Here is a 12872-nt window from a genome sequence, read left to right on the forward strand (position 1 = left end):
AAGGGGTGTCCGGCAGAGAGCCGGGAGGACACCGCCGCTGGGGGAGAACCCATGTCGAAGCTTCGCAACCGCCGCACGAACGTCCGCAGGACCGCCGTCGCCGTCACCGGCGCCGCCGCGCTGCTGGCCCTGCTGACCGCGTGCAACGGCACCGCGAGCGGCTCCGTCAGCGCCGACGGCGGTTCGGCGGCCCCGGCCGCGGGCGACTCCACGTCGGCGAACGGTTCGACCGGTGGCTCCGGCAGCGGCAGCGGTTCCGGCACCGGCAGCAGCGGGAGCACCTCGGGCTCGTCGGCGTCCGGCGGTTCGTCCGCAACCGGGGGCAGCTCCGGGGCCAGCTCCTCCTCGGGCGGTTCCTCCTCCGGGGGCTCCTCCGCCACCGGCTCGGTGCCTACCTGCCAGGCCTCGCAGCTCGGCTACTCCTGGGCCGACCCGGGCAGCGGCACCGGCCAGCAGAAGCACGCGGTCGTGGCGTTCACCAACAAGAGCGGCCACTCCTGCACGATGTACGGCTTCCCGGGCGTCGACCTGGTCAACAGCGGTCAGAAGTGGTCGCTCCCGCGGACGAACGCCACCCCGAAGCGGGTCACCCTGGCGAACGGCGCCTCCACCAGCTTCCCGATCACCTTCCTGGTGCCGGCGCAGGGCGAGTCCACCGACTTCACGCCGACCACCGTCGTCATCACCGCGCCGAACCAGCGCACCTCCTACGACCTGCCCTGGCACGGCGGTGCCGTGGTGCTCCAGGACGGCGCCACCCACCCGGGCAGCTTCATCGGTCCCGTCGGCCAGTGACCACGGGCCCGCGGGCTCACCCCGCGTCGCGCACGCAGCGGAAGCCGGTGTGGCCGGTGGAGCTGTCGGGGGTGTTGGCGGTGCGGGCGGCGACCCGGTAGCGGTTGCAGTAGGAGGCGTGGCAGAGGTGGGAGCCGCCGCGGATGACGCGGGCGCCGCCGGTCTCCGCGGGGCGGCCGTGCTCGGTGGTCCACCAGTCGGCGCACCACTCCCACACGTTGCCCGAGGTGTTGTACAGGCCGTACCCGTTGGGCGCGAAGGCGTCGACGGGCGCGGTCCCGCGGTACCCGTCGGCGGCCGTGTTCCGGGTCGGGAAGGTCCCGCGCCAGATGTTGCACCGGTACTCGCCGTCCGGGTCCAGCTCGTCCCCCCACGGATAACGGGCCTGCTCCAGGCCGCCCCGGGCCGCGTACTCCCACTCCGCCTCGGTGGGCAGCCGCTTGCCGGCCCAGGAGGCGTAGGCGGCGGCGTCGTACCAGGAGACGTGCACGACGGGATGGCGGCCGAGTCCCTCGAGACCGCTGCCCGGTCCGGCCGGCTCGTGCCAGGCGGCCCCCGCGACCGCACACCACCAGGGCGTCTCCGGCGGCCGGGGCGCCCCCCGGCGCAGCGCGGCGGGCAGGAACCCGGCGAAGACGTACGACCAGCCCAGCCGTTCGGCGTCGGTGACATGGCCGGTGTCGGCGACGAACGCGGCGTACTCGTCGTTGCTCACCGCACACGCGTCCACGAGGAACGGCGCCACCCGCACGGCCCGCACCGGCCCCTCCCCGTCCGCCGGGAAGCCGTCGGCGTCCTCGGCGCCCATCAGGAACTCACCGCCGGGCAGCGCGACCATGCCGGTGTGCGCGGCCGCGGCGTCGCCCGGGGTGGGGAGGGGCCGTACCGGCAGCCCCGCGGACACGGCGGGCGCGCAGCAGGCGGACGGCGGCGGCTGGGTGGGCTCCATGACCGGAGTGTGCCGCAGGCACCTGTGACGGTGGCGGCGGGGGCGTCGGTCCCGGGGCGCCGCGGATCAGCCGGGGAGTCCGCGGATCGCGGCGGCGACGCCGGGCGGCCGGGAACCCCGGCACGGCTCGCCCCGGTGCGCCGGATGGTCTCCGCGGTCAGGCAGGACCGGCCATAATCGAGCCATGGCACCGTCCTCGGTCTCCGAAGTCCGCCGCGCGAAATTCGCCCGCCGACTGCCGAGGGAGCTCTCCGGACTCCGCGGCCCTTCGCACGGCAGGGTGCAGTTGCCGCTCCACCTGGCCTGGTCCGGCCTGACCGAGTTCGACCTCGACCGACCGCGCCTGCGCATGAGCTGCTACCGCATCATTCTGGGCGAAGGACTCCACGACGATCTGATCCACTACCTCAACCCACAGGTGCTCATCAGCGTGTGGCCGACTCTGCGCACCCTGATCAGCAGGGATCTCCGCGACGTCTGGGAAGAGGCGTTTCCCGAGCTTCCCCGCGGGACACGGGCCGCTGCGTGAAGGCCACCGATCTGCATCGGCGTCTGCTCGCCGATGTCCTGTCCGTCGGCACGCCCTATCCATTGGCGCTGACCGGCGGCTACGCGGCTCAGGCCCACGGTCTCGTCGAGCGCCTCAGCCAGGACCTGGAACTCGCCACCGAGAACCCGTCGGCGATGGAAGACATCGCCGACACCGTCGCGGCCGGTCTGCGCGAACGGGGCTGGGACGTCAGGACACTGGAAACGGACCCGCTCTCCGCTCGGCTGATGGTCGCGGATGCCGCCTCCGGGGAGGAATGTGAGGTCGACGTCCTCAAGGAGGCGTTGTGGCGCCCGCTCGTGCAGACGGAACTCGGCCTGACGCTCTCCCTCGAAGACGTGGTCGGCACCACGGTCCGGGCGTTGGCCGACCGTGGCCTGGCCCGTGATCTCATCGACGTCCATGCCACCGCGGACCGATGGAGCCGACTCGATCTCGAAGACCTGGGCCGCCGTCATGCACGGGACACCTTCGACCTCACCGACCTGCAGTCCCGGTTGACCGGTGCCGACTGGATCGACGACACGGAGTTCGAGGCGTACGGGCTCGACGACCAGGCGATCGCCGAACTCCGCCACTGGGCCCAGACCTGGGCGGACGACATCGCGGAACGACTGATCGAGGGCCGCCCGCCGGAGGACTGACCGCCGGAGGACCGACCGCCGCAGGACCGACCCCCGGCACGGTCATCCGTCCGCCTGCTGCCGCTGCTCCGCGGCCCGGGTCCGCCACAGCGACAGGCCCTCGATGCCGAGGCCGGTCACGACCAGCAGGGCGCCCAGCCAGAAGAGAGGCCGGACGTGCCGCTCGACGCCGCCGAACAGCACCAGGCTCACGCCGAGCACGGGCAGGAACACCTCGGCGGCCTTCCCCCAGCGGCCCTTCCGGGCGTGCCCGACCGCGGAGACCGAGCCGAGTACGAGCATCAGCACCATCAACGCCATCGCGATCCGCATGCGTGCAGTGTGCCGTGCCCCGCTGTCACGTGGTGAACATGACAGTGAGGGGCGGAGCCGGGGCGGGCGTTCCCGGTGAGCTAAGGTGACTCGCTTTTGTCGCGTACCTATGGGGGGTCTGATGCGGCGAATCACCACGGCCGCGAGTGTCGTCACCGTCCTCGTGCCGCTCGTTCTGGCAGGCGCTTCGACCGCGTCGGCCGCGACCAAGGGGTCGCTCACCGTCAAGACGCTGGACCGGAGCGGCAAGCCCGTCTACGCACAGGTGGCGGTCTACAACACGAAGACGAACGACTTCCGTTACATCGAGGGCAACAAGAAGACGTCGCTGCCCAACGGCAGTTACGAACTCGCCACGTCCTTCGTCGGCGGCAACAACGAGGACGCCGTCGTCGGCGGCCACAGCGTGCGGGTCTCCGGGGCCACGACGACCACGTTCGACGGCCGCAAGGGGCGGGCGGTCAACGTCTCGCTCAGTCCCAGCCCGGGCGGCGGATACGACCACTCGGTCAGCGCGGCCGTCTGCGCCACCGACAACGGCCCTGCCGAGATGAGCATCTCGGCAGCGGCGGGCGACCTCTACGCCATCCCGAACACCAGTACGGCTTACGAATTCGCCTACGGCACCACCTACGAGCCGCGGTCGGCGAGCGGCGGCGACTTCTGGCTGGCGTCCGGCACGCACAGCCGCGGCGTGCCGTCCGGGGTGTCCGCGAAGCTCACGAGGTCCGGGCTGACCACCCTCAAGGTGTCCGCGCATGCCGGCCCCGACAGCGGCGACGCGGACTTCTCCTTCCACGGCGAGCCGACGGGCGCCGGCAGCTGCTCGTGGTCCTCGAACATCCTGGACTTCCAGCGTGAGCTGCCCGACTCCTTCGGCGTGCACGTCCCGGCCGGCCAGTGGTACGTGAGCCAGCAGAGCCACGACTACATCTACAGCGGGTCCCGAAAGTACGCGGCCGGAAAGACGACCTCGCTGTCCCTGGGCCACGCGGTCTGGGGCCCGGGCGGGCGGCTGCCGTACACCTGGTACCACCAGCTGTACTTCGGCGACGACAACCTGTTCATGGACCCCAAGCTCACGGGCGGCGGCATCCTCGCCTCCGGCAGCGTGAAGCTGACCCATGCGGGCAAGACGCTCTACTCGCACACGTACAGCCCCTCGACGCAGCTCGACCCGCATCCGCGGATCCCCGAGTCGGGCTGGTACACCCTCACGGAGACCGCACACCGCGGCGGCCTGCCGGCCGGCTCGCTGTCGACCTCCGCCGGCCTCACCCTGCGCTTCTACGCGGACGCCGGCAAGAACCAGCAGGTCCGGAACTACATCACCCGGTTCTGGCCCGAGGCGCTGGACAGCAGGAACCAGGCGGCCGCCGGGTCGACCACGACCGTCGACCTGGGCATGCAGCGCAACGGCACGGGCGACGGCACGATCCGTCAGCTGTCGGACGGCGTGAAGTCCGTGCGGGCCTGGTACACCACCGACAACGGCGCCCACTGGAAGGCGACCACCGCGAAGCTGTCCGGCGGCAAGTGGACCGTCGCCGTCCACAACCCGGGCTACGGCGGCCGGGTCGGCCTGCGCTCGACGGTCACCGACACCCACGGCGACAGCTCGACGACCACGGTGTACAACGCGTACGCCGTGCGCTGAGGAACCGCCGTCAGGCCGGCTGCCACAGTTCGATGCGGTTGCCCTCCGGGTCGGTGACCCAGCCGAAGCGGCCCACGCCGTCCATGTCCTGGGTCTCCGCGTCGACGGCCGCGCCCTTGGCACGCAGCTGCGCGAGCATCGCGTCCAGGTCGCCGACCCGGAAGTTGAGCATGGTCTGCTGGGCGGGGGAGCCGAAGTAGTCGGTCCCGGACTCGAAGGCCGCGAACACCGTCGGCCCGGCCGCCTGCTGCCACAGGCCGTGGTCGTCGATGTCCAGGCCCAGGCAGTCGCGGTACCACGCCTGCTGGGCCGCCGGGTCGGTGGACCGCAGGAAGTAGCCGCCGATTCCAAGCACACGTTCCATGCCGCCATCCTGCCAAGGAGGGAGACGGCTCGCACGTGTGAAGTCGTGGGGCGCGCGGTACGGACGTAGGTGCAAGCGTGCCGTGTCGGTCGTCGGGAGTCGTCGTGAGCAGTGTTGCCATCGTGGGGGCCGGGCCCGGGCTGGGGGCCGCCGTCGCCCGGCGGTTCGGGCGGGAGGGGTTCGGCATCGCCCTGCTGGCGCGGGACGGCGAGCGGCTCGGGGCGCTGGCCGGGGAGCTGGCCCGGGAGGGCGTCCGGGCCCGCGGGTTCGCCGCCGACGTCAGGGATCCGCTCGCCCTCGCGGAGGCGCTGGCGCGGGCCGCCGAGGAGCTCGGGACCGTCGAGGTCCTGCAGTACAGCCCGGTACCGCAGCGGGACTTCATGCGGCCCGTCCTGGAGACCACCCACGCGGACCTGGTCGGACCCGTCGAGTTCTCGGTGTACGGGCCCGTCGCCGCCGTGCAGCAGGTGCTGCCGGGGATGCGGGAGCTGGGGCGGGGGACGATCCTGCTCGTCAACGGCGGTACGGCCGTCATCCCGCACCCCGACCGGGCCGGGACCTCCGTCGCCTTCGCCGCCGAGAGCGCGTACGGGCATCTGCTGCACGACCGGCTCGCCGGGGAGGGGATCCACGTGGGGCAGTTGGTCATCCCGGGGGCCATCGTCGTCGGGCATGCGCGCAAGGACCCCGCCGTGCTCGCCGACGCGCTGTGGGGGATGCACCGTGACCGGCACGGGTTCCGGCACTACGCCGACGACCTCGACGGATAGCCCCGGGGAGGCAGGGGACGGCGGGGAGGGCGAGGCCCCGTCGGGCGGGACGAGTCGATCTGCGCGAACATCATTTGTGGGTCAATATGGTGTTCGGCCCGATTGCTCCTCTCAGGGAGTCAGCGATGGCTAAAGGGGGCCAGCGATGGCTGTGGAAATTCCTCCTCTCCTCAAGCCCTCCCGGCTCAGAAGCCGTGGAGGCCTGCTCGGTGAGTGCCTGGCAGAGTTTCTAGGGACCTTCGTCATCCTCGCGTTCGGAGCCGGTGTCGTGGCGATGGCCGTGGCTGCGCTGCCCGGGTCGGGTCGTGCCGCGACCCCCACGACGATCTTCCTGGCCGCCGGCGACTGGCTCCTGATCGCCTGGGGCTGGGGCCTGGCCGTCACCTTCGCCATCTACGTGGCCGGCGGGGTCAGCGGAGCCCATCTGAACCCGGCGGTGACGCTCGCGTTCGCCGTGCGCCGCAGGTTCCCCTGGGCGAAGGTGGTGCCCTACTGGGTGTCGCAGGTGCTGGGCGCCTTCGCCGGGGCCGCGCTGGTCTTCCTCGTGTACCACGACGCGATCAACGCGTTCGACGCCGCGTCGCAGCCGCCGAAGGTGGGCGGGCACACCGAGGCCACCTTCTCCATCTTCGCCACCTTCCCGGCGCCCTACTTCCACGGCGGGATCTGGGGGCCGCTGATCGACCAGATCGTCGGTACGGCCTTCCTCGTCATGTTCGTCGTCGCGGTCGTCGACCTGCGCAACACCGCCGTCGGGTCCAACCTCGGCCCGTTCGTCATCGGCCTGGCCGTCGCCGCCATCGGCATGTCCTACGGCGCGAACGCCGGCTACGCCATCAACCCGGCCCGTGACTTCGGTCCGCGGGTGCTCACCTGGCTGGCCGGGTGGAAGAGTTACGCGTTCCCGGGGAACGGGGCGACGTTCAGCGGGTACTGGTGGATCCCGATCGTCGGTCCGCTGGTCGGCGGTGTGATCGGCGTGCTGGTCTACGACCTGTTCATCGGCGACGTCCTGCACGCCCGGCTGAAGCTGGGCGAGCTGCCCGAGCCGGGCCGGACCCGCCCGACCACCGACGAGTAGGCGCTACTTCCCGGAGCCCTGCTCACCCAGGCGCTGCACCAGCTCCTGCGCCTTGGAGACCCCGGTGTCGATCTGCTCGGTGTACTTGCCGTCGGTCCGCTCGTCGACCAGGTCGCCCGCCTTCTCCAGACCGGTCCCGATCGCGTCACCGTGTTCCTCGGCGACGTCCTTCGCCTTGTCCGCCAGGTTCTTGAGCCCGTCGATCCCACCGATTCCATCAAACATGCGGAAATCGTCCCCGCCGAAGACGAGCTGCGACAAGCCGGCGCCCGGCGCATTCGGCGGGGCGCGGACGGAGCGCCCCGAAGAAGCGCCCCCGAAGGGGCGCTGGGGGTCCCCCCGGCCGAAGGCTGGGGGCGGAACTGCGCGACCAGCCACGACGGCGCCGCGGACGGACGACGGCGCACGGCGCATCAGAAGGCGGCCGGCGCGACAGCGGAGCCGGCGCCGGAATCCGGCATACCCACGCCGTTCACGTCGTTTTCCTGCGTTTCCGCGCGAAGTCCGGTCCCGAGGCTGATCCTGATCCTGACTCGGCAGGCACGCGACGCACACACCCCGGGAGACGACGACATGAGCACCAGCCCCCTCCTGACCGGCCTCAGCGACCGGCTCGCCGAGCTGCGGGCGCTCTACGAGGACCTGCACGCGCATCCGGAGCTGTCCTTCGCGGAGGAGCGGACCGCGGCCGTCGTCGCGGGGCGCTTGCGGGAGCAGGGCTGGGAGGTCACCGAGGGGGTCGGCGGCACCGGGGTGGTCGGGGTGCTGGCCAACGGGGAGGGGCCGGTCGTGCTGTTGCGGGCCGACATGGACGCGCTGCCGGTGCAGGAGGAGACCGGGCTGCCGTACGCCTCGAAGACCGACGGGGTGATGCACGCGTGCGGGCACGACCTGCACGTCGCCTGTCTGCTGGGGGCCACCGGGCAGCTGGCCGCCGGGCGGGACGGCTGGCGCGGGACGGTGGTCGCCGTCTTCCAGCCGGCCGAGGAGGTCGGCGGGGCGCCGAAGATGCTCGCGGACGGGTTCGCCGAGCGGTTCCCGCGCCCGGACGTGTGCCTGGCCCAGCATGTGGCGGCGGCGCCCGCGGGGCTGGTCGGGACCCGGGCGGGGGCGCTGATGGCGGGCGCGGACAGCATGCGGGTCACGCTGTTCGGGCGGGGCGGGCACGGGTCCACGCCGGAGGCCACCGTCGACCCGGTGGTGCTGGCCGCCGCGGTGGTGATGCGGCTTCAGACCGTCGTCTCCCGGGAGGTGGGAGCGAACCAGCAGGCCGTCGTCACGGTCGGCTCGATCCACGGCGGGACCAAGGAGAACATCATCCCGGACAGCGTCGAGCTGAAGATCAACGTACGGTCCGCCACGGCGGCCGTCCGGGACCGGGTGCTGGCCGCGGTCGAGCGGATCATACGGGCCGAGGCCGCCGCCTCCGACGTGTCCAGGGAGCCGGAGATCGTCCCCATCGACTCCTTCCCGGTCACCCACAACGACCCCGCCGCGACCGCGTCCGTGCAGGCCGCGCTGGCCGGTGAATTCCCGGGCCTCACCTTCGAGCTGACCTCACCGGTCCCCAACAGCGAGGACTTCGGGGCCTTCGGTACGGCCCTGGGGGTGCCCTCGGTCTTCTGGTTCGTCGGCGGTGCCGACCACAAGCTCTACGAGGGCGTCGACCTGGAGGCCCTGGTCCGCGACGGCATCCCGCCGCAGATCCCCTCCAACCACTCCCCGCACTTCGCCCCCGTCCCCGACCCGACGATCGGGACGGGCGTCCGGGCGCTCCTCGCGGCGGCGGCCCACTGGATCGCCCCCTGACACCCCGTCCGGTCCTTCACGGGCGGGGCGCCGCCTGGTCCAGGGCCGGGCGCAGGTCCGCGCGGCGGCGGATGCCCAGCTTGCGGTAGGTGTGCGTGAGATGGGTCTCCACGGTGCGGCGGGCCAGGTGGAGGAGGGCCGCGATCTCCACGTTCGTGCGGCCCTCGGCGGCGAGTTCGGCGATCCGCCGCTCGCTGCCGGTGAGGGAGGCGGCGCCGGTACGGCGCCTGGGGGAGCGGGCGCCGCCCTTGCGCAGGATCTCCTCGGTCAGCTCCGACAGCCGTACCGCGCCCTGCCGTTCGGCGTGCTCGGCGGCCTCCCGCAGGCAGTCGCGGGCGCGGGCCCCCTCACCGGCGGCGGTCAGCTGGCGGCCCAGCGCGATCAGGGCGAGCGCCGGTTCGGTACCGGCCGGGCCGCCGTCCCGCAGCAGCCGTACCGCCTCCTCGGTGAGCTCCAGGCCACGGCGGCCGCCGGTCGCGGTACCGAGGACGCGCAGCGCCCGGCCGACGGTGCGCGGGGTGCCCCAGACCCGGGCCAGCCGCAGCTCCTCCTCAGCCAGGGCGATGGCCTCCAGCGGGCGGTCCAGGGCCAGCCGGCACTCGGCGGCGGCGGTCCGCCAGGGGGTGACCACCGGGCTGATCACGTCACGGGCCGTCTGGCGGCGCCCGCACTCCAGGAAGTCGTGCAGCGCGGCGGCCGGGTCACCGGTGGCGGCCCGCACCACGCCCCGCGCGAACAGGAACCGGTTCAGCTCCCAGGAGTCGGGTGCCTCCCGCAGGTCGATCCCGGCGACCAGGCCGGCCGCCCGGTCGCCGCGGCCGGTCTCCACGAGCGCGATCAGCGCGTGCGCGTGGGCGTTGGACGGCGTGACCGCGTCGGGGACGGCGGCCGGGCGGGTGTGGTCGGCGCGGGCCGCCGCGATGTCCGTACGGCTGTTGAGCAGCGCCTGGTGCATGGGGTGCAGCAGGTCGGGGCGCTGCCCGGCGAGGCCGCGGTCCACCAGCCGGTCGGCCTCGTCGAGTTCGTCGGCCCACTGGGCGACCGTGGCGGCGGTGCCGACCAGGAAGGGCTCGGTGAGCGGGTCGGCGGGTTCGGCGAGCAGGGTGCGCAGCTGCCGCATGGCGTCCCGGGCCGAGGTGAGGCCCGCGGAGGCCGCGTGCCGCACCAGCAGGGCCTGGCCGGCCGGGCCGACCAGCTCCGGGGAGCGGTCGGCGGTCTCGGACAGCCGCCGGTAGACCTCCTGCCGTACCTCCTGGTCCTGGTCGGACAGGAGTACGGAGGCGGTGTGCAGGGTGCGGACCAGGTCGGGGTGCCCGTCCAGCTCGCCGTTGACGGAACGGAGCAGTTCGACGGCCTTGCGGGTACGGCCCCGGCCGGTCAGCGCGGTACCGAGGGCGACGGCCGCGCGCACCCGGTCCTGCGGGGCGGCGGGCAGCCGGACCGCCTCGGCCAGGCGGGGTATCGCGGCGGAGGAGCGGGGCGCCGCGTACTCCAGTGAGCCCAGCTCGGTCAGCAGCCGCTGCCGGTGGTCGTCGGGGAGGGGTTCCTCCAGGGCGCGGCGCAGATAGCCGACGGCGTCCGCGGTGCGGTCCTCGTGGAGGGCGACGGCGGCGGCGTCCCGGAGCAGGGCGGCCGCCCAGGGGTCCTGCACCGGTCCGGTCGCGAGCAGTTGGCGGGCCACGGCCTCGGCGGGCGCGTCCTGGCGCAGCATCGCCTCGGCGATCGCCCGGTGGGCGGTGCGGCGGCGGGCGGCGGGGACCCCGGCGAGGACCGCGTCGCGCAGCAGGGGGTGCGGGAAGTGCGGGCGGCCGTCGGCGCCCAGGGTGAGCAGGCCGAGGTTGGTCATGGCGGTGAGCCAGCCGGCCACCCGGACGGGGTCGGCGTCGGCGAGTTCGGCGAGGAGCGGGGTGACCTCGTTCTCCGGCAGGCAGGTGCCGGGGTCCTCGTCCAGCACGGCCAGGGCGCGGGCGACCTCGGTGGTGGCCGGCCCGGCGCTGTCCAGCCACCACTGGACGGCGGCCGGGTAGGCGCCCGGGTAGAGGGCGGCCGTCGTCTCGGGCACGTCCGGGTGCCGGCTCTCGCCGAGGTCGTCCAGGAGGGCGCCCAGCAGCAGCGGGCTGCCGGCCGCCGCCCGTACACAGGCGTCGACCCAGAACCGGGACGCGTCCGGGAACCGGACCCGCACCCGGGCGGCGGCGGCCGCCGGGGCGAGGGGCGCGAGGGTGTGGGTGCGGACCAGTGCCGGCGGCAGGGTGTGGGCGAAGCCGGGCGTGGGCGGATCGAGGTCGTACTGGCTGCGCTCGCTGACGACGAGGAGGATCGGTAAGCGGTCTATGTGCCGGGCGGACTCCACGAGCCAGCGGTGCGAGGGGGCGTCGGCGAGGTGGACGTCGTCCACGACGACGAGGAGCGGTGCGGCGTCGGCGTAGGCGCGCAGCACCCGCCAGAGTCCGGCGGCGGTGGACCGCTCGTCCCCGTCCACCGCGAGTTCGGCGAACTCCGGTACCGGGCCGAGGAGTTGCAGGACGGTCGCGAAGGAGATGGCGGTGTCGCCGGGTGAGCAGCGGGCCCGGAGGACCTTCAGGCCGAGGGCGGCCGCCTGCTCGGCGGCGGCCTCCAGGACGGTGGTGCGTCCGGTTCCGGTGGCGCCCCGGAGCAGCACGAGCCGGCCGCTGCCGGCGAGCGTGCGCCCGGCTTCCTCGGCCATCAGGTGCATGGCGGCGGCGAGTTCAGGGGACGGCTGGGTCATGCCTGGCTCCTCGCGGTGCGCTGGTGGGTCCGGCGGGTTCGGCCGGTTCGGGGGGTTAGAGGTGGTGGGAGCGGGAGAGGTTGTGGGGTGGCGGGGGTGGACGGCGGGTTTGTTGCAGGGGCTGCACATTTGATACGGGGCTGTGGATGTGGCTTGCGGCGCCTGGGGTTGTGGGTGCGCTGCGGGCCGGTGGGGGCTGGTCGCGCAGTTCCCACCGGCCCTTTTCGGGTGGGACCGGTGGACCCACCTTCCTGGGGGCGCGGGGAACTGCGCGACCAGCCACAACGCACCCGCAGCGCACCCACAACCCCAAGCACCCCCACCCGGCCCCTGAACATCTCGTGGTCCTTCTCGTGGTCCTCCACGATTGTCCTTGCCCCTTTGGCCACAGCAGGCTGGGTACTACCGCCCGTCACGGTTCCCGCAGAGGCGACGGGCACGTGGACATAGGGGAAGCGGTTGGTCAGCAACAGCTCATTCGCGTCGGTCGGCCGCACGCCCGTCGCGGTGTTCGCGCCGGACCCCATCTCCCGCGAGGGCGCGCTCAGCCAGCTGCGGCGCCATCCGGAGGTCGAGATACGCGAGGAGTCCGAGACCGGGCCCGGCACGGTGGCGCTGCTCATCAGCGACAGCCTCGACGAACCCGAACTGACCCGGCTGCGCCGGGTGGTGCGCAGCGAGGGCGCGCGGGCCGTACTCGTGGTCGGGGCGCTGCGCGAGACCGAGCTGCTCGATGTGATCGAGTGCGGGGTCGGGGCCATCGTATGGCGCCACGAGGCCACCGAACTCCGCCTCGTGCAGGCCGTGCTCGCGGCCGCCCGCGGCGACGGGGACCTGCCCGCCGACCTGCTCGGCCGGCTCATCAACCAGGTCGGCACCCTGCACCGCAGCGCCGCCGGCCGCCCGGGTGCCCCGGCAGCCGGGCTGTCCGCCCGCGAGGTGGACGTCCTGCGGCTGGTCGCCGAGGGCCTCGACACCGGTGAGATCGCCAGCAAGCTGTCCTACTCCGAGCGCACCGTCAAGAACGTGATGCACGGGCTGACCACCCGACTGCATCTGCGCAACCGGGCCCATGCCGTCGCCCATGCTCTGCGGGAAGGCTACATCTGACCGATCGGGCAGCTGACACCGGCTCAGGGGCAGGCCGGTCTGCCCGGCCGTGCCTGCGGGGGCGGCCGGGGCGAGGGGCAGG

At 73.3% G+C, this 12872-nt stretch carries 13 protein-coding genes; 8 read left to right on the plus strand and 5 right to left on the minus strand.

From position 1 onward, the window contains the following. The first annotated feature begins 51 nt into the window (after positions 1-51). Complete coding sequence (locus tag ACFZB3_RS31480) at positions 52-795, plus strand: DUF4232 domain-containing protein (RefSeq protein WP_391381239.1); 744 nt, start codon at positions 52-54, stop codon at positions 793-795. Positions 796-811: 16 nt separating this feature from the next. Here ACFZB3_RS31480 and ACFZB3_RS31485 read toward each other — a convergent pair whose 3' ends face one another. Further along, positions 812-1744, minus strand: a complete 933-nt coding sequence (locus tag ACFZB3_RS31485; protein ID WP_391381241.1) for an SUMF1/EgtB/PvdO family nonheme iron enzyme — start codon at positions 1742-1744, stop codon at positions 812-814. A gap of 184 nt (positions 1745-1928) precedes the next feature. On the opposite strand from ACFZB3_RS31485, the gene ACFZB3_RS31490 reads away from it, so the two are divergent. Together ACFZB3_RS31490 and ACFZB3_RS31495 are read left to right on the plus strand one after the other, a co-directional pair. Beyond that, on the plus strand, positions 1929-2273 hold the full coding sequence (locus tag ACFZB3_RS31490; RefSeq protein WP_391381243.1) for a transcriptional regulator: 345 nt from the start codon (positions 1929-1931) through the stop codon (positions 2271-2273). After that, positions 2270-2938: a hypothetical protein gene (locus ACFZB3_RS31495; protein WP_391381245.1), complete on the plus strand. Its 669-nt coding sequence runs from the start codon at positions 2270-2272 to the stop codon at positions 2936-2938. Before ACFZB3_RS31490 ends, ACFZB3_RS31495 begins: the two co-directional genes overlap by 4 nt. A gap of 42 nt (positions 2939-2980) precedes the next feature. Here the strand turns inward: ACFZB3_RS31495 and ACFZB3_RS31500 are convergent, their stop codons facing one another. After that, the gene (locus tag ACFZB3_RS31500; protein ID WP_391381247.1) at positions 2981-3250 is read right to left on the minus strand and encodes a hypothetical protein; all 270 of its coding nucleotides are present in this window, start codon (positions 3248-3250) and stop codon (positions 2981-2983) included. Between the two features lie 121 nt (positions 3251-3371). Here ACFZB3_RS31500 and ACFZB3_RS31505 point away from each other — a divergent pair, with 121 nt between their 5' ends. Further along, positions 3372-4907 carry a hypothetical protein gene (locus ACFZB3_RS31505; protein WP_391381249.1) on the plus strand — a complete coding sequence of 512 codons (1536 nt, stop codon included), beginning with the start codon at positions 3372-3374 and terminating at the stop codon, positions 4905-4907. A 10-nt stretch (positions 4908-4917) separates the two neighbouring features. Here the strand turns inward: ACFZB3_RS31505 and ACFZB3_RS31510 are convergent, their stop codons facing one another. Next, entirely contained in the window at positions 4918-5271 is a 354-nt protein-coding gene (locus tag ACFZB3_RS31510; RefSeq protein WP_391381251.1) for a VOC family protein, read from the minus strand. A gap of 104 nt (positions 5272-5375) precedes the next feature. Here ACFZB3_RS31510 and ACFZB3_RS31515 point away from each other — a divergent pair, with 104 nt between their 5' ends. Both ACFZB3_RS31515 and ACFZB3_RS31520 read left to right on the plus strand, forming a co-directional pair. Beyond that, positions 5376-6041, plus strand: a complete 666-nt coding sequence (locus tag ACFZB3_RS31515) for an SDR family NAD(P)-dependent oxidoreductase (RefSeq protein ID WP_391381255.1) — start codon at positions 5376-5378, stop codon at positions 6039-6041. Positions 6042-6186: 145 nt separating this feature from the next. After that, positions 6187-7122: an MIP family channel protein gene (locus ACFZB3_RS31520; protein WP_391381258.1), complete on the plus strand. Its 936-nt coding sequence runs from the start codon at positions 6187-6189 to the stop codon at positions 7120-7122. Positions 7123-7125: 3 nt separating this feature from the next. On the opposite strand, the gene ACFZB3_RS31525 is transcribed toward ACFZB3_RS31520, so the two are convergent. Beyond that, entirely contained in the window at positions 7126-7347 is a 222-nt protein-coding gene (locus tag ACFZB3_RS31525; protein ID WP_391381260.1) for an Rv0909 family putative TA system antitoxin, read from the minus strand. A gap of 348 nt (positions 7348-7695) precedes the next feature. Here ACFZB3_RS31525 and ACFZB3_RS31530 point away from each other — a divergent pair, with 348 nt between their 5' ends. Then, positions 7696-8931 carry an amidohydrolase gene (locus ACFZB3_RS31530; RefSeq protein ID WP_391381262.1) on the plus strand — a complete coding sequence of 412 codons (1236 nt, stop codon included), beginning with the start codon at positions 7696-7698 and terminating at the stop codon, positions 8929-8931. Positions 8932-8947: 16 nt separating this feature from the next. Here ACFZB3_RS31530 and ACFZB3_RS31535 read toward each other — a convergent pair whose 3' ends face one another. Continuing rightward, on the minus strand, positions 8948-11680 hold the full coding sequence (locus ACFZB3_RS31535; RefSeq protein WP_391381264.1) for a LuxR C-terminal-related transcriptional regulator: 2733 nt from the start codon (positions 11678-11680) through the stop codon (positions 8948-8950). Between the two features lie 459 nt (positions 11681-12139). Between ACFZB3_RS31535 and ACFZB3_RS31540 the strand changes: the two genes are divergently transcribed. Then, complete coding sequence (locus ACFZB3_RS31540) at positions 12140-12790, plus strand: LuxR C-terminal-related transcriptional regulator (protein WP_391381266.1); 651 nt, start codon at positions 12140-12142, stop codon at positions 12788-12790. The last annotated feature ends 82 nt before the right edge of the window (positions 12791-12872 follow it).

This window comes from Streptomyces sp. NPDC008092 (genome assembly GCF_042957285.1).
Lineage (GTDB): Bacteria > Actinomycetota > Actinomycetes > Streptomycetales > Streptomycetaceae > Streptomyces.

Coding starts and splice junctions, on each gene's coding strand:
- ACFZB3_RS31480 (WP_391381239.1), top strand. CDS start 52: ATGTCGAAGCTTCGCAACCGCCGCACGAACGTCCGCAGGACCGCCGTC.
- ACFZB3_RS31485 (WP_391381241.1), bottom strand. CDS start 1,744: ATGGAGCCCACCCAGCCGCCGCCGTCCGCCTGCTGCGCGCCCGCCGTG.
- ACFZB3_RS31490 (WP_391381243.1), top strand. CDS start 1,929: ATGGCACCGTCCTCGGTCTCCGAAGTCCGCCGCGCGAAATTCGCCCGC.
- ACFZB3_RS31500 (WP_391381247.1), bottom strand. CDS start 3,250: ATGCGGATCGCGATGGCGTTGATGGTGCTGATGCTCGTACTCGGCTCG.
- ACFZB3_RS31505 (WP_391381249.1), top strand. CDS start 3,372: ATGCGGCGAATCACCACGGCCGCGAGTGTCGTCACCGTCCTCGTGCCG.
- ACFZB3_RS31510 (WP_391381251.1), bottom strand. CDS start 5,271: ATGGAACGTGTGCTTGGAATCGGCGGCTACTTCCTGCGGTCCACCGAC.
- ACFZB3_RS31520 (WP_391381258.1), top strand. CDS start 6,187: ATGGCTGTGGAAATTCCTCCTCTCCTCAAGCCCTCCCGGCTCAGAAGC.
- ACFZB3_RS31525 (WP_391381260.1), bottom strand. CDS start 7,347: ATGTTTGATGGAATCGGTGGGATCGACGGGCTCAAGAACCTGGCGGAC.
- ACFZB3_RS31530 (WP_391381262.1), top strand. CDS start 7,696: ATGAGCACCAGCCCCCTCCTGACCGGCCTCAGCGACCGGCTCGCCGAG.
- ACFZB3_RS31535 (WP_391381264.1), bottom strand. CDS start 11,680: ATGACCCAGCCGTCCCCTGAACTCGCCGCCGCCATGCACCTGATGGCC.